The organism is Chitinophaga sp. HK235 (assembly GCF_018255755.1).
GTDB lineage: Bacteria > Bacteroidota > Bacteroidia > Chitinophagales > Chitinophagaceae > Chitinophaga.
In genome coordinates this window covers 3,099,514-3,116,335 of sequence record NZ_CP073766.1, presented here as the reverse complement: position 1 = coordinate 3,116,335, position 16,822 = coordinate 3,099,514, and the positions used below count along the sequence as shown (strand labels likewise).

Below are 16,822 nucleotides of genomic sequence, written 5' to 3'. Positions count from 1 at the left end.
TTATAAAACATTGTATGTTGATTACAAGTTATTTGAATGTTTGTGCGATAAAGAATCCGAAAAGAATTTATATTTACCCGATTAGATTGTTAAAATTCATATGGCAGAAAAATTAGACCTCTCCACCCTCGAGTCCTGGTTATGGGATTCTGCAAATATTCTGCGTGGAAGTATTGATAGCTCAGATTTCAAAAATTATATTTTCGGACTGCTCTTTCTTAAACGTGTAAATGACGTTTTTGAGGAAGAAGTGGAGACGATAATGAAAACAGAAAAGGTATCTCGCGCACAGGCGGAAGGGGATACTTTTTTCAAGTTGCCAGATGTTGCCCGCTGGGAGTATTTAAAATCCCTTACAGAGAATGTTGGCATTGCCTTAGATAAAGCTTTTGCTGCAATTGAAGAAAGTAATGCCAGATTAAGGATTGATGGGGTGCTTACCGCAACAAAATTTGGCGACAAAGAGAAACTCAGTGACCCGACACTGATGCGATTATTACGCCATTTTAATGAGCACTCCCTGCGTAATGGAGACCTATATACGCCCGATCTTTTAGGGGATGCCTACGAATACCTGATAAAGCAGTTTGCCGATGATGCCGGTAAAAAAGGAGGAGAATTTTATACACCTCGAGGTGTTGTGAAATTGTTAGTTCAATTGGTTAAGCCTCAACCCGGAAATAAAGTTTATGATCCTACTTGTGGGTCTGGTGGTATGCTGATTGAGGCAGCGCGGTATATTGCAGAGCAACCAGGTGGTTTGGTAGGGAAGAATATTAATGTTTCTTTATTTGGTCAGGAAAAGAATTTAGGTACGTGGGCTATTGCAAAACTTAATATGCTATTGCATAACTATGTTGAAGCAAATCTTGAAAAGGGGGACACGCTTATAGAGCCGAAACATCAGCAGAATGGAGAGTTGATGTTGTTCGATAGGGTAATTGCAAACCCTCCTTTTTCGCAAGATAAATGGTGGACAATTGCAGAGGCGAATATGCCAAAGAAGATAGGAAAGGATGGTAAGGAGAAAGAAGTCGCTTTAAATTATAATAAAGTAGTGGTAGATAAGTATGGACGCTTTCAATATGGTATACCTCCCCGAGGATATGCAGATCTGGCATTTTTACAGCATATGTTATCAGTTTTGAGACAAGATGGAAAGATGGCAGTAGTCTTGCCACATGGAACTTTGTTTAGGGGCGGAGCTGAGAGAGAGATTAGAAAGCGATTATTGGAAGCCGATGTCGTTGAGGGTATAATTGGTCTGCCCCCTGCATTATTCTATAACACGAGCATCCCAGCTTCCATTTGGGTTCTGAACAAGAAGAAAAAGGAAAAGTTACAGAACAACGTAATCGTTATTGATTCAAGTAATGATTTTCATGAAGGTAAAACCCAAAATGAAATATTAGATAACCACATTTGTAGAGTAATAGAGTGTTACCAGGAATGTAAGGAGATTGAAGGTTATTTGAACATAGTGTCGATTGAAGATATCCAGTCTAACGATTATAACTTGAATATATCTAGATATGTATTTTTGGAAGAGTTAGGGGAGGAGATTGACATTAACAAAGTAAGCTTACAATTACAAAACCTAAAAGTGCAGGAACAAGAACTAGATAAAAAAATTATACAGATCTTGAAAGAACTGAATTTTAAAAGCTGAGTTCATATCGGAATTATGAATAGAAATATAAAAAGTAGTTTAAGTTACCCGCAAGCATGGAAATCATATAAATTGAAGGATTTAGCTAACGGAACTTCGTCTTCGTTTACAGATGGAGACTGGATCGAGTCTCCATATATAACGGATAATGGGATTAGATTGGTTCAGACAGGTAATATTGGAGATGGACATTTTAAGAATAAAAATAAGAAATTTATTTCTGATGAATCTTTTAGACTTCTTAAGTGTAAGGAGATTTTTGTTGGCGATATTCTAATCTGTAGGTTAGCTGATCCAATAGGAAGAACTTGTATACTACCAGACCTAAAATCAAGAGCTATTACATCAGTAGATATAACTATTTTTAGACCAGATAGCAAAAAAGTTATCGATAAATTTATAGTCCAGCTTTTAAATTTTTATCAAGTTAGAAAGAGACTTACTGAATTATCTGGAGGCTCAACCCGCCAACGAATTAGCAGATCTAACTTAGGTAATTTGGAGTTAGTGATTCCCTCAAGAAAGGAACAGTTTTTCATAGCCAATATATTAGGTGCATTGGATGAAAAGGTCCTTGTTATCGAAACCCTGCTTGAGCAAACTAATTTTCTGAAAAAAGGTCTAATGCAGCAACTCCTTACTAAAGGAATTGGGCATACGAAATTCAAATCATCACATTTAGGAGAAATTCCTGAAAGTTGGGAGGTAAGCAACATTGGAGAATTGGCGACATTGAATCCCGGAAAAATTGTAATGGATAATTCCGATGATGTCTCTTTTATCGGAATGACAGATGTTTCAGAAGATGCAAAGTTAATTAGCGATCATAGGCGGAAGTATAATGAGGTAAGCAAGGGATTCACATGCTTTAAAGATGATGATGTTATTCTAGCAAAAATAACTCCTTGTTTTGAAAATGGTAAAGGCGCCCTTATTGAAGGGCTTATTAATGGAGTAGGTTTTGGGAGTACAGAATTTCATGTTATTCGAGTAGGTGATAATGCATTAAAGGAATTTATATATTACCACACTATAAGCACAGAATTTCGTCTGAAAGGTGAACGTAATATGACAGGCAGTGCTGGACAAAGAAGGGTTCCCAGGCAATTCGTGGAGAATTATCCGATTGGCTTGCCTCCTTTACATGAGCAAAGAAAAATTGTTGAAATATTAGGTACTGTCGATAAGAAGTTGGCTATTCTAAATGAAAAGAAGGGAAAAACAGAGTTGCTGAAACGTGGCCTCATGCAACAACTCCTCACCGGCAAAATCCGCGTCAAAGTAGATGAAGAAGTCCCAATAAGTTAACAAATCAATTACCGTCTATCTAAACCCGATTCCATGAGTAATTCCCCTGAATTCCACCATAGCGAACTACCCGCCATTGAACTGCTGCAGACATTAGGCTATCACCGGATGTCTGCAGCGGAAATAAAAGAGGAAATGAATTCCACCAATCTCCTCTTAACAAATAGACTGAAAGCTGCACTACAAAGAATTAATCCTGACCTTGATAAGCTTAATATTTCCAAAGCTGTAGATGCAATAAGCAGCATTACTGGCAGTTCGCTCATGGAAGCTAATCAGCGGAGTTGGGAATTAATCAGCCGCGCTGAGCTGACCCTCAGTCAAATGATCAATGGGAAGGTGGAGTATGTAGGAGTCAGGTATATTGATTATACACCAGAAAATCTGGGATTGAATGAGTTTATAGTAGTGAGCCAGATGAAGTTCACTGGTAAAGCCCGTAATTCAGTGCCGGACCTTGTATTATATGTAAACGGTCTTCCAATGGCAGTGATTGAATGTAAATCCCCTACTGCTAAAGATGCTTGGGATATCGGCTATAACGACCTTACTTTTTACCAGAAAAACTCTGAGAGATTATTTTATTATAATCAGATTTGTGCCGCTATCTGGAAAGTAGGTGGAAAGTATGGTGCAATTAATTCCGCCCAGGCATTCTATTCCAATTACAAGTCGAAAGATACGACAGTGTTGGATGCATTGGTCGGGCGGGAAGCCACTGCACAGGATAAGCTGCTGTATTATCTTTTCGAACCTCGTCTTTTCCTGGATATCATCCGGCATTTTGTATTATTTGAATTGGAGGAAGGAAGAGTGGTAAAGAAGCTCCCGCGTTATCAGCAAATCAGGGCGGTAAACAAAGCAATAGAAAAACTACAACGGGAAGATAAGGGTGGGGTGATATGGCACACACAGGGTAGCGGGAAGAGTATAACGATGGTATATCTGACCCGTAAGCTCCAGGCGCCGGAGTATGGATTTAATAATCCTACGGTACTGATCATGACAGACCGTAATGATCTGGATACCCAGATTACCGGAACATTCCGGGCGGTAGGATATAAAAATGTGATGCAGGCAACTTCGGTGAAGAACTTGGACAAATTACTCAGAAATGACTATGGAGGGATTATTACAACCACCATCCAGAAGTTCCAGGAGAATGAAGAACAGGCGACAGAAGAAGATGAAACCTTAGAACAAGAGGATGGTAATCGTTTTAAGACGGAGCGTCATATCAAGGATGGAGTTTTGACGAAGGTGATAAAAAGTAACATCGATGGAAAATGGATAGAAGTAGGTAGAGAAGAAGTTGTTTTACAGGAATTAAGTGAGAAGGAGAATTTATATGTAATGGTAGACGAAGCGCATAGAAGCCAATATGGATTCTTGGCGGCTTTTATGCGAACAGTGATGCCCAAAGCTAAATTTATAGCTTTCACCGGTACACCAATTTCCAAAGACGACAAATCCACGTTGGCAGAGTTTTATGGCAATGATTACCTGGATGTGTATACTCTAATGGAAAGCAAGGAAGATGGTGCCACAGTTGACCTGTTATACGATCAGGGTATTGCGCTGTTGGAGGTGAGGAAGAAAGAACTTGATGAGGAGTTTGATAAACAATTTGGTCACCTGGATGAAGATAAAAGGGAAAAACTGAAGAGAGAGGCGTTAAATAAATACGAATTATCTACAGAAAGGATTGCAGCGATTTGTAAGCATTTGGTGGATCACTATCGGGGAAAAATATATCCTGATGGCCATAAAGCAATGATCGTATGTGATGGAAGAGATGCTGCGGTGAAGTATCAAAGAATCATGTTACAGCTAAAAAAAGAAGGGTATCACGACTTTGAATCGAAGCTTATCATCAGCATGGGTAACGCCAAAAGTGATGAAATTGCGGCGGATTATTACGAAATAGTAGATTGGAATAAAAAACATCCATTAGATCTCAAAGAAAATATTTACACGGATCCGGATACTGTAAAACAGGTTACGGATGATTACAGGCTTCCATTTGGAAATGAAAATGTTACAGAGAAAAGTGGTAAGAAAAAGTATGATAATACCGCGTTTCTGATTGTATCAGATATGTTATTGACGGGATTTGATGCCCCAATAGCTTCGTGTATGTATTTGGATAAGCCATTGAAGGAGCATACCCTGCTTCAGGCAATTGCGAGGGTTAATCGCGCCCGAAATGATAAGCTGGCTGGTTATATCGTAGATTATTATGGCATTACGGATTATTTGGTGCAGGCTATTGAAATCTATGGAGGCGACGTCAAGCCGGACGAGATACTTAAAAATTTGAGTGAGGAAATTCCCTGGCTGGAAATGTATCATACAAAATTGGTAGAATTTTTTAAACCTATGGGTATTGATCGGTTCTATGAGCGGGATACCTATATTGATAAAGCCATTCAGTTTATTGAGCCACTAGATCGTCGGGATACATTTAAGGAATTGCTGAAAAAATTTAACAAGAGTATTGCCATTTTATTGCCGAAGGTAGCGGCAATGAAATTCAAGAAGGATTTCGATCTGTTCAATGAAATTCGGTTACAAGCCAGAAATACCTATAGGGACGATGATGGATTGGGGATTAGCAAGGATGAAAGTAAAATGTTGCAGGATTTAATAGATGCTCATTTGATTGCTTCGGGAGTAAATCATTTGCTGGAGGAGCCCGTATCAATCCTTGACAAGGATAAATTTCAACTGGAATTGAAGAACGCTTCTACGGGCACCAGGGAATTAAAGATCAGGAATAATCTGAAATATGAAATTAAGGTGGGGATGGATCGAAATCCTGCTTTCTTTAAGCCATTGGCGGATAGGTTAGAAGAGTTACTAAAACAGCGGGAAGCTGAGCGTATTACCCAGTTAGATTTGCTGAAAGCCTATGAAGATATTCAAGATAGTATTGCCAATGAAAAGAAGGACAGCAGAGATCATGGTTTCTTCTCCTCTATGGAGGTGGCAGTTTATAGTTTGATAAAACTTCACTATGATGGTCAATCTTCATCCGTAACCCGAAGGATTTTTGATGTAGTTGCAGGAGAGCTTAAAATAGTTGATTGGGAAATAAAATCAACCGTTCAAGATGATATGGAAAAGAAGATTGCCGTAATTTTGCGTGAGAAATTTGATCGGAGCGAAGCTAAAGATAAAGCTGCCGTGATTGTGAATCTTCTCATAAAAAACAAAGATGCCTAAAGCGCAATACGGGAATACCACCATTTATTATTCACTTGAGGAAGCGCCAGGCTTGAAAAGGCACTATCTTTCTGTTGACAATAAGAGGGGAGTCGTTCTCAAAGGAAAGAACATTGGTGAGATTGAATCTGCAAAATTAATTGTCCAAAAAGGAAAATGGATTACAGAAAAACTGGAAGTAGTAAATATAAACAAACAGGATCTCATAGTTACGGGCTCTCGAATGCCTTATCTGGGGAAAACATTTTACGTTGAGGTAGTTTATAGTGAATCGGTAGTAAAGCCCATTTTGACTTTCACGTATGCTAAGTTTCTTATTTATATACATCCAGAGGGTGATGTACAAGCGGATATTTTAAAGGCATTTGATGAATTTTTCAAGATTAAAGCGAGAGAAAAAATACTTCCCCGTTTATCTGTTCTTTGTCGTAGAACATTGTTGATCTATGAAACAGTACAGTTTAGAAAAATGACATCAAGATGGGGAAGCTGTTCTCATAAAAATAATCTGACTATCAACTTTGATATTGTGAAGTTGCCTTTTGCATTAATAGATTATATATTGATTCATGAACTTTGTCATACTAAGGTGAAAAATCATTCTAATGTATTTTGGAGAGAAGTGAGAAAATATCTGCCAGACTATAAAGCACTAGATCACAAACTATCCAATTGGAAATTTTTATAATTGTTTAACCAGAATCACTGTTTCCTATGGGAATGACTTTAAATGACGCCATTATAGCTTCTCTTGAGGAAATTAAGACACCTGCTAATTACATGCAGGTTTATAAGAGAATTAAGGATAATAATTATTATGATTTTAAGGGTGCGAAAACACCAGCCTCCACAGTTTCTGCTTTGCTTGGAAATTTTATCCGCAATCGCGATTCCAGGGTAAAAAGAATTCCGCAAAAAGGAGGTAACTACACTTATTTCCTGGCGAAGTATGAAAGTGAGATTAGCATGGAAGCATTAGCCGCCATAGATAATACAGAGCAGGCTACTTCCTCTCCTGTGACAGCCGGAAGCCAGGGATTTGAAGAAAGAAGCCTGCATAAACTATTAAGTAGCTTTCTTAATTCTACGCGAGTATATGCAAAGACTATTTTTCATGAACAATCAAACTCAAAGGATAGTCATCAGAAATGGATACATCCTGATATGATCGGGATAAGGTTTCTAAATTTGCATACGCAAACAAGCCTGGCATTTTTGAAAGCAATTAACAGGCTCGGTACCTTTGAGCTGATGGCGTATGAAATAAAAAAGGAAATTAAAACAGATTACGAGCTAAAAAAATGTTTTTTTCAGGCGGTTTCCAATTCAAGTTGGGCTAATTACGGTTACCTCGTCACATTTGAATTGAGCGATGCCCTGATGGATGAAGTTAAACGTTTGAACCAGGCTTTTGGGATAGGAATAATCCGATTAAGCAGCAATCCATTTGAGAGTGAAATAGTGCTTCCTGCTCAGTATAAGGAGTTAGATTTTATTACTATTGATAAGCTTTGTAAGATCAATCCTGATTTTGAACGCTTCGTAGAGCAGGTAGAAAAATACATTACAGCGGATGCCAGATATATCTCTGCGCTGGATAGAGAGTTGACTAATTTCTGTGATTCTTTCTTCATATCTGAAACAGAATCTGCAGCATATTGTAAGGAAAAGAATATACCGTTGGATAAACCTTTTGATGAGAATATATTGGGCAACTAGCTGTTGCCATCTGTCTGCATTTAAAACGGTATCTGTGATGTCAGGAATTTGGATATAAAAAACCGTTGCTGATCTATGTTTTTTTAATAGTAGCAACGGTTCGACTGGATAGGATATGTTTAAATCTCCTCCAACAGGTTATCATACACTGGTTGCCATCCCAGTTTCTGTCGCGCCCTATCACTGGAAGGGCTAAACAACGAATTAGTCGTTATGCGTTCATGTCATTATTGTAATAAACACGTTGAAACCACTGTAAAGGTTGACTTGTAAGTATCCCTTTTCTGGTGACAGTTTAAACTTAGATAAAAAAGGCTAAATTTAAACTGAACTACTATCATGAAAAAGACCAGATTCACAGAAACTCAGATTGTGTCTATTTTGAAGCAGCAGGAAAATGGGCTTGCCACAAAGGACATTTGCCGCGAACATGGCATTTCTGAAGCTACTTTCTATAACTGGAAAAGCAAGTATGGAGGCATGGAGGCTTCAGATGTGAAGCGCCTCAAAGACCTGGAGGAAGAAAATTCCAGGCTCAAAAGAATGTATGCTGACCTATCCCTTGACAATCAGATACTGAAGGATCTATTCACAAAAAAAGGCTGGGCCCTTCCACAAAAAGACAAGTAGCAGAAGAATTGGTCGCAGATCAGGGTATTTCTGTGAGCAGGGCCTGTCGAATAGTTTCCTTTCCCCGTTCAAAGTTTTATTATCGTAGTCGTAGAAATGACCAGGTACTGATTGATGCCCTTCAGGACCTTGCTTTTAAGCATACTTCCTACGGTTTTCGCAAGCTTTTCGCCTATTTGAGGCGTGCAGGTCATCACTGGAATCATAAAAGAGTATACCGGGTATACAGGCTGCTTAAGCTGAATAAGAGGAGGAAGCTGAAACGCAGAGTGCCAGCACGCATTAAACAACCATTACAACAGCAAACCAATGTTAATATCATCTGGAGCATGGATTTCATGAGTGATAGCCTGATTGGAAACAAACGCTTCAGAACATTTAACGTGATAGATGATGGCTCCCGGGAGGTCTTGGGTATAGAAGTCGATACTTCACTATCGTCATACCGAATTGTACGGGTATTGGAAAGAATTATTGAATCCAGAGGCAAACCAGCCGCGATAAGAACTGATAATGGTCCGGAATTTACTTCAGGTTATTTTGAACAGTGGTGCCACCAGCACGGTATCCGGCTACAATACATTCAACCAGGCCGACCAATGCAGAATGGTTATGTCGAACGATTTAATCGTCTTTACAGAGAAGCTGTCCTCGATGCCTATATCTTTGAGGACTTGCACCAGGTAAGGGAATTAACCTATACCTGGATGGAAGAATATAACCAAAGAAGACCTCACGAATCTTTGAAGAACATGACGCCTTGCGAATGGAAAGCGGAGTTGCAAAAATCCAGAAACTCCAATTAATCACTGTTACCTAGATGGGGTACTTACACACTGGACGGACTATGCACAGATTACATCAGAAGACAGAAAAAAGTACTGCTATTCATTTGTAGGTCAGGACTTATTCTTCCTTAGTTTATTTCAGTTAGCGGAACAATTGAACCAGATGAGAGTTGAACGCGTAAATGGCTAAAAATGAAAACAAAATGGGGAGTAATCTCGAAAATTTGAATATAAAAAAACCGTCGCTAATCTATTGTCTTTCAAATAGTTGCGACGGTTTGTACCCCAGATGGGAGTTGAACCCACACTCGCATTGCTGCGAACGGGATTTTAAGTCCCGCGTGTCTACCAATTCCACCACCAGGGTTTGTAGGGAATAATCGAGCGGAAGACCGGGCTCGAACCGGCCACCCCGACCTTGGCAAGGTCGTGCTCTACCAAATGAGCTACTTCCGCTGATGTTTTAAATATAAGAACTTTTTCAACGTTTTCAGCACTGTGCTTTTTTCGTTGGGATTGCAAAGATAGCAATCTTTTCGAAGTTGCAAAATTTTTTTAGCGCTGAGACAAAATATTTTATGTATTCCAGAATTTTTAACTGCAACTAAGGGTTCTGTTCATAGATGTATTTTACCATGCCCATTAGCTCTTTTCCTTTGCCATAGCAGGTTTCCTTGGATGGTAGTCCGCTGGGCTGGTACTCGTACTGCCAGATGGTGTAGGAAGACGTTTGTGCGTTCACGGTTGTCATCTTAGCCACCTGTCCCTGGGTATTGTATTCAAAGATATAGTCGGGCAACATACGTTTCTTCGCAGGCTGATAACGGTATACATCTGTCAACCGGCCGTTTTTGTCGTAGTTGTAGTAGGTGCGTTTGGAAGGGGTACCTTTCCTTTGTTCCAGTTCTTCTGTAACATGACCAGCACTGTCGGTCTTGAAAGTGATGAGGGCCGAATCGGCATTGGTACTTTTTTTCTGGACCATCTGATGCAGGTGGCCGGAAGCATCGTAGGTATAGCTACGGCTTTCATCAAAACGTATTTTGCTGGCGAGGGCTACGGAGTTGCTGTTGACAGATACTAACCGTCCCTGCGCATCATAGCGGTACAGGGTGGTGGTGATACTGGCGCTGGAACTGTCCACGGTTTTGGTCAGTTGTCCTTTAGAAGAGAAGGAGGAGGTCATAGACGAATAACCGGTGGCGCTGGACTGTGTCTGTGATTTCATCTGCTGATAGGTAGGCGTCAGGCTGCGTTCACAACGGAAGTCACGGTCTATCTCCATATTGGCGTCAAGCGTCATCACCCGCTGGGTTTTCACCTTATTGGTTTTAAGCATGGCCAGCGTGGTGTTGGTCTGCTCTGTATTGTAGATGTCCTGAAAATAATATTGTGTATAAGCTTTACTGCTCAATGCCAGCACACCCAGTGCCAATAGGATCGTTTTCTTCATGAATGTAAAAATCGATGATTTTTAATGGTGACAATTTCGACAAATGTAAAACGCAAAATTCATATTAAAATTTTTTTACCCTATAACAGACATAATGATTATTATTTATCTTGGCCCCGAATTTCACCTGTCAACCTGCTAAATCGCTTTGAAAACACAACCTTTGCGTAAAGATAAACACTGTCTCAATTGCGGCAGTGAAGTCCCTGAACGTTTCTGCTCCCACTGTGGACAGGAAAATACTGTACAACACGAAACCTTTGGCCATCTGGTAGGCCACTTTGTTGCTGACATATTTCACTACGACTCCCAGCTTCTGTTGACACTCAAATACCTGGCCATCCGCCCGGGCTTACTCTCCAAAGAATACTGGGCCGGCAGAAGAGCCATGTATGTCAATCCGATCAAACTATATGTCTTCGTTTCGTTTGTATTTTTCTTCTTTTTCTTCACCCTCGCCAACGGACCTGATCATGGAAAAAATGCACATGCTGTCAATCGTCTTGCTGAGAGAGAAGCAGCTGCTGACCTGACCGATATCAATATAAATGGTCTGGACCCGGAATATAATAGTGTTGCGGAGTACGACTCAGCGCAGGCTGCCTTGCCCGAACATAAACGCAGTACCGGCTGGGATGCCCGCATGCAGCGCGGTATGGCAAAACTCAGGGAAAATAAAAAAGAAGGAAAGGAAGTATTGAAAGAGATGTTTAGCCATAACCTGCCCAAGGTGATGTTCATCCTGCTGCCGCTGTTTGCACTGCTGATGAAATGGAGCCACCGCAGGAGTAAAATGGTTTATGCAGACCATGCCATCTTCACCATTCATTTTCATTCGTTTTTATTCATCATTCTTTTTGTGGGCCTGGTGCTGCGGTATTTTATCCGGGATCAGACACCGCTGGATCTGGCGTACTGGGGTGCCTTCGGATACCTGGTGCTCGGCCTTAGAAACGCTTATAAGCAGTCGTTCTGGAAATCCTTTGTCAAAGCAAGTTTGCTGTGCATCGCTTATCTGTTTGTCTGTGTAACCGTGTTCGTTGTATTTATAGTGGGAGTCCTGTCATTCTATTGATAAAGTGAAAAGTTAAAATATTACCTTATTTCTTTAACTTTAGTGATGCAACCGGAATTTATCATCATACACCAGCAGGTGGTGCCCTATGTAGCCCACATCCAGTTAAACAGGCCTAAAGAACTGAATGCCCTCAATCTCCAGCTGATGGGGGAGTTGCGCGATGCGCTCAAACTCCTCGATGCCGACGACCAGGTAAGGGTCATCGTGATCAGTGGTAATGAAAAAGCTTTTGCCGCAGGCGCTGATATCAAACAGATGGCCGAGAAATCAGCTATGGATATGTACAACACTGACCAGTTCAGCACCTGGGATACCATCAAAAAAACGAAGAAGCCCATCATCGCAGCTGTCAGTGGCTTTGCCCTCGGCGGTGGCTGCGAGCTGATGATGCTCTGTGATATGGTCGTAGCCAGTGAAACAGCCCGTTTTGGTCAGCCGGAAATCAAACTGGGCGTGATGCCCGGAGCAGGCGGCACTCAACGCCTTACCCGTGCAGTCGGAAAAGCCCTCGCCATGGAAATGGTGCTCACCGGCCGCTTTATTACAGCCCAGGAAGCCTTCCAGGCCGGCCTGATCAACCGTATCGTGCCGGTGGAACTGTTCCTCCAGGAAGCAATCAAACTGGCGCAGGAAATAGCAACCATGGCACCGCTGGCGGTGAAAATGGCCAAAGAAGCCGTCCTCAAAGCATTTGATACTACCCTCGATGAAGGCCTCCATTTCGAAAGGAAAAATTTCTACCTCCTCTTCGCTTCGGAAGACCAGAAAGAAGGTATGCAGGCCTTTATGGAAAAACGAACACCCAGCTTCAAAGGAAAATAATGCAAACATTATAACAGCAATATTGAAGAACCATTAAACATTTTTATTATTTGATTTGTTAACCGGACATTGGCTATCAAACATGTCTAATAGCAGCCGTAAGGCAGGGTAGTGGTACCTGTTGGCTTTTGGAACCCCTTTACTATGAAGATTAAAAATTTAACCATGACTTTGAAGTTACTGCCTGTAGCTGCTATGCTGACAGGTATATGCACCGTTGCCTGCAACGGGCCCGCACAGGAGGTTAGGGCCATCGTATTGGCGGATGATGCCTCTCCACCACCTATCGATACCATGATCGCCAATGGAGATACTATCCAGGCCGACCCCGTCGCCTCCTGGAATACCTTTGAAAAATACAATGGGCACTATGCTGTCGAAGTTGCCTTGCTGGACAGAGAACCACTGAAGTCCCGCTTCAACACACTCCTGGGCAAATCCCGAAAAGCCTTCATGGAACGGTTTAAAGTAACCCCGCCCATCGAAGTGGAAAACAAAATATTATTCAACGAAGGTTATATGCCTTCTGGCTCCGGCTCCGACGCAGCCGCCATCGCCATAGATATGGAACGGGACATCATCTACATAGGCTTCTCCATCAATAAAAAACGTATGCTCTTCAGCGAAAAAAAGGATACCGATTATCCGGAGAAATTCCTGCAATGGCTAAACCGCTGATGAGTTTTGATATAAAATAAAAAGAGAATCCCCCATTGATTTGTATCAACGGGGGATTCTCTTTTATCATCTAAAATAATACTGATCATGTTATCAGTACCATCATAATAATCAGTTTCCGAATTTGTTTTTTAACGCTGCCAGCTTAGCCTGGAAATCATTCAGCGGAGCCTCTTTGTTTTCTTTGCCACGGCTGTTATCTCTGTTGCCCTTACCGGCAGGGGTGTCTCTGCGTTCTTTACGCGGACCTTGCTGCTGGCTGCTGCCGCCTTTCTCCTGATCTTTCATGGAAAGGGAAATACGCTTGCGGGCGATATCTACTTCCAATACGGTTACCTGAACTTTCTGATTCAGCTTCACAGCCTCATTCGGGTTGCTGATGAATTTATTGGACATATGGGAGATATGTACCAGACCGTCCTGTTTTACACCGATATCTACAAAGGCACCAAATGCGGTGATATTGGTTACTACGCCGGGCAGTACCATACCGGATTTGAGGTCTTCAATTTTGTGGATACCTTCTGCATATTCGAAGATAGCGATTTCATCACGTGGGTCGCGGCTGGGTTTAGCCAGCTCTTTCAGGATATCTTCTATCGTGAGCATACCGGCATCTTCCCGTATAAAATCTTTAGGATTGATCTTTTTACGCAGGTCGTCCTGGCCAATCAGTTCCTGTATGGTACAGTTTTGTTTGGCGGCCATTTCTTCCACAAGTTTATAGCGTTCAGGGTGTACGGCGGAGTTATCGAGCGGGTTGTCACCGTTCTCAATGCGAAGGAAGCCTGCGCATTGTTCAAAGGCTTTATCGCCGAGGCGGTGTACTTTCTTGAGCTGCGTACGATTGCTGAAGGCTCCGTTTTCCTTGCGGTATTTTACGATATTCTCTGCGAGAGAAGGACCGAGGCCGGAAACATAGGCCAGCAGGTGTTTGGAGGCGGTGTTGAGGTTTACGCCTACGTTGTTCACACAGCTAACTACTACACGGTCCAGGCTCTGCTTCAGGGATGACTGGTTTACGTCGTGCTGATATTGTCCTACACCGATGGATTTAGGATCGATTTTTACCAGTTCTGCCAGCGGATCTATCAGCCTGCGGCCGATAGATACTGCGCCACGAACGGTAACGTCCTGGTCAGGGAACTCTTCACGGGCAACTTCGGAAGCGGAGTATACAGAGGCACCGCTTTCATTCACCATAAACACGTTGATCTTTTTGCCGAAGTCGATTTTTTTGACAAACTCTTCGGTTTCGCGGCCGGCAGTACCATTACCTACGGCAATGGCAGCGGTATCATAACGCTCAGCCCATTTTTTCAGCAGGGCTTCTGCATCATCTTTTTTATAGTTTTTCTCCAGCGGGAAAATCACATCGTGATCCAGCATGTTACCCTGGTTGTCGAGTGCTACCACTTTACAGCCGGTACGGTAACCCGGGTCGATGGCGATCACGGCTTTAGGTCCCAGTGGTGCAGCCAGCAACAGCTGACGCAGGTTTTCAGCAAACACGTCAATGGCTTCACCATCAGCTTTATCTTTGGCTACGGCTCTGAATTCATTTTCCAGAGAGGGACGCAGCAGGCGTTTGTAGGCGTCGGTACCAGCTTTGGCTACCTGCTCGGAAGCAGCGCCTCTGCCGGTCACAAACTGTTTGCTGATAATGCCCATCGCTTCTTCCTCTTCAGGTGCGATGGTGCTGAAAAGTATACCTTCAGACTCTGCACGCAGAATGGCCAGCACACGGTGTGACGGCACTTCGCGCAGGTCTTCTGTAAACTCGAAATAATCCTTGTATTTGTTGCCTTCCTCTTCTTTGCCTTCTGCTACTTTGGAAGTCAGCTTGCCGGTATGGGTAAATAATTTACGCAGTTTATCACGGCATTCCGCATTTTCATTGATCCATTCCGCAATGATGTCGCGGGCGCCTTTCAGGGCTTCTTCGGAAGAGGCTACGAGCTCAGTGATAAAGGTTTCAGCAGCGCTGATATCGCCGTCCTGCTGGTCAAACAGCAGCTTGGCCAGCGGCTCCAGCCCTTTCTCAATAGCAATGGTCGCACGTGTTTTGCGTTTGGGTTTGTAGGGAAGGTAAATGTCTTCCAGCTCTGCCAGTACCCAGGTGGATTCCAGCTTCTCCAGCAGCTCAGGCGTCATTTTCTCCTGCTCCGTAATGGTTTTGATGATAAACTCACGACGGTCGTCCACTTCCTTGTAACGCTTCTGAAGGTCTTCAATTCGACCAATCTGTACTTCATCCAGACTCCCCGTCACTTCCTTACGGTAACGGCTGATAAATGGTACTGTGGAGCCTTCGGCCAACAGGTTCATTGTATTCTCTGCCTGTTTGGCGGATATACTCAGTTCGGATGAAATAAGCGTAATGTGTTTCGGATTCATATCAATACATTTTGGGATTTTCTTATGTTGATGCCTGATTATTTGCCCTTAATGCGAACCGGCAGGAAACCAATTATCAAATATTAAAATCGCTGAATTTTTACAGCTCGCAAATGTAATTAAAAAGCCATTTAAACAGAAAGCAATTTTACCCTCCCCAGGCTCCCCTTTTCAAAATGCCAAAATGACAAAATCTCTGTGTATTTTTACGGTTATGGAAAAGACAGCTACATTCAACAGATTGTTACAGATCATGGACGATTTAAGGGAAAAATGTCCCTGGGACCGCAAACAAACCATCCAGACACTGAGGCAACTGACCATTGAGGAAACCTATGAGCTGGCAGATGCCATCACAGATGAAGACTGGAAGTCTATCCGCGAAGAACTGGGAGATATCCTCCTGCATATCGTCTTCTACGCTAAAATAGCTTCTGAAAAACAACAATTCGATATCAACGATGTGATCAACGGCGTATGTGATAAACTGATCGCCAGACACCCGCATATTTATGGAGATGTGAAAGTGGAAGATGAAGAACAGGTAAAACAAAACTGGGAAAAACTAAAACTGAAGGAAGGTAAAAAATCCGTCCTCAGCGGAGTCCCCGTTTCACTGCCTGCCCTGGTAAAAGCCATGCGCCTCCAGGAAAAAGCCAAACAAACAGGCTTCGAATGGGACAATACCACCCAGGTATGGGACAAGGTAAAAGAAGAAGTAGGCGAACTGGAAGAAGTAGTCAACACCGGCAACCAGGACGAAATGGAAGCCGAATTCGGTGATGTACTTTTCTCCCTGGTCAACTATTCCCGCTTTATCAACATCGACGCGGAAAATGCACTGGAACGGACCAACAAAAAATTCCAGCGCCGTTTCCAGCAAATGGAAGCCCTCGCCCTCGAACAGGGCCGCCACCTCAATGACATGAATCTAACGGAAATGGATACACTCTGGAATAAAGTGAAAGCCATGGAAATTTAATTTAGCTCCCAGGGCTGAAGCCCTGGGCTATAATAGGATTCCAGCCATGGTTTCGGCTTTAGCCCCCGTGCAC

12 protein-coding genes and 2 tRNA genes are annotated in these 16,822 nt (G+C 42.3%); 10 read left to right on the top strand and 4 right to left on the bottom strand.

The window, feature by feature from the left end:
• The first annotated feature begins 100 nt into the window (after nucleotides 1-100).
• The 6 genes from KD145_RS10835 to KD145_RS10810 all read left to right on the top strand — a co-directional run bounded on the left by KD145_RS10835 (nucleotide 101) and on the right by KD145_RS10810 (nucleotide 9,357).
• Nucleotides 101-1,669 (top strand): class I SAM-dependent DNA methyltransferase, encoded by a 1,569-nt coding sequence (locus tag KD145_RS10835; RefSeq protein WP_212005896.1) that lies wholly within the window; start codon nucleotides 101-103, stop codon nucleotides 1,667-1,669.
• Nucleotides 1,670-1,684: 15 nt separating this feature from the next.
• On the top strand, nucleotides 1,685-2,977 hold the full coding sequence (locus tag KD145_RS10830) for a restriction endonuclease subunit S (protein ID WP_212005895.1): 1,293 nt from the start codon (nucleotides 1,685-1,687) through the stop codon (nucleotides 2,975-2,977).
• A 33-nt stretch (nucleotides 2,978-3,010) separates the two neighbouring features.
• On the top strand, nucleotides 3,011-6,202 hold the full coding sequence (locus tag KD145_RS10825) for a type I restriction endonuclease subunit R (protein WP_212005894.1): 3,192 nt from the start codon (nucleotides 3,011-3,013) through the stop codon (nucleotides 6,200-6,202).
• Nucleotides 6,195-6,890: a M48 family metallopeptidase gene (locus KD145_RS10820; RefSeq protein ID WP_212005893.1), complete on the top strand. Its 696-nt coding sequence runs from the start codon at nucleotides 6,195-6,197 to the stop codon at nucleotides 6,888-6,890. The genes KD145_RS10825 and KD145_RS10820 overlap by 8 nt, the downstream gene beginning before the upstream one ends.
• 26 nt (nucleotides 6,891-6,916) lie before the next feature.
• Complete coding sequence (locus KD145_RS10815) at nucleotides 6,917-7,921, top strand: hypothetical protein (RefSeq protein WP_212005892.1); 1,005 nt, start codon at nucleotides 6,917-6,919, stop codon at nucleotides 7,919-7,921.
• A 339-nt stretch (nucleotides 7,922-8,260) separates the two neighbouring features.
• Nucleotides 8,261-9,357, top strand: a protein-coding gene (locus KD145_RS10810; protein ID WP_374223485.1) for an IS3 family transposase whose coding sequence is annotated in 2 segments (ribosomal slippage) — nucleotides 8,261-8,507 and nucleotides 8,507-9,357 — 1,098 coding nt in all. Because the reading frame shifts where the segments join, the coding sequence is not laid out codon by codon here.
• Between the two features lie 263 nt (nucleotides 9,358-9,620).
• Here the strand turns inward: KD145_RS10810 and KD145_RS10805 are convergent.
• The 3 genes from KD145_RS10805 to KD145_RS10795 form a co-directional block, all read right to left on the bottom strand.
• Nucleotides 9,621-9,706 (bottom strand) — tRNA-Leu (locus KD145_RS10805).
• 16 nt (nucleotides 9,707-9,722) lie between these two features.
• Nucleotides 9,723-9,795 (bottom strand) — tRNA-Gly (locus tag KD145_RS10800).
• Between the two features lie 148 nt (nucleotides 9,796-9,943).
• Nucleotides 9,944-10,792, bottom strand: coding sequence for a hypothetical protein (locus KD145_RS10795; RefSeq protein WP_212005891.1), 849 nt, complete (start codon nucleotides 10,790-10,792; stop codon nucleotides 9,944-9,946).
• A 163-nt stretch (nucleotides 10,793-10,955) separates the two neighbouring features.
• Here KD145_RS10795 and KD145_RS10790 point away from each other — a divergent pair, with 163 nt between their 5' ends.
• From KD145_RS10790 to KD145_RS10780, 3 genes are all read left to right on the top strand, one after another.
• The gene (locus tag KD145_RS10790; RefSeq protein WP_212005890.1) at nucleotides 10,956-11,867 is read left to right on the top strand and encodes a DUF3667 domain-containing protein; all 912 of its coding nucleotides are present in this window, start codon (nucleotides 10,956-10,958) and stop codon (nucleotides 11,865-11,867) included.
• Between the two features lie 45 nt (nucleotides 11,868-11,912).
• Nucleotides 11,913-12,692 (top strand): enoyl-CoA hydratase-related protein, encoded by a 780-nt coding sequence (locus KD145_RS10785; protein WP_212005889.1) that lies wholly within the window; start codon nucleotides 11,913-11,915, stop codon nucleotides 12,690-12,692.
• Nucleotides 12,693-12,857: 165 nt separating this feature from the next.
• Entirely contained in the window at nucleotides 12,858-13,370 is a 513-nt protein-coding gene (locus KD145_RS10780; RefSeq protein ID WP_212005888.1) for a hypothetical protein, read from the top strand.
• A gap of 111 nt (nucleotides 13,371-13,481) precedes the next feature.
• Here KD145_RS10780 and KD145_RS10775 read toward each other — a convergent pair whose 3' ends face one another.
• Entirely contained in the window at nucleotides 13,482-15,767 is a 2,286-nt protein-coding gene (locus tag KD145_RS10775; RefSeq protein WP_212005887.1) for a Tex family protein, read from the bottom strand.
• A 214-nt stretch (nucleotides 15,768-15,981) separates the two neighbouring features.
• On the opposite strand from KD145_RS10775, the gene mazG reads away from it, so the two are divergent.
• A complete protein-coding gene (mazG, locus tag KD145_RS10770; RefSeq protein WP_113617898.1) occupies nucleotides 15,982-16,749 on the top strand; it encodes a nucleoside triphosphate pyrophosphohydrolase in 768 nt (255 codons plus the stop codon).
• Nucleotides 16,750-16,822: the final 73 nt, after the last annotated feature.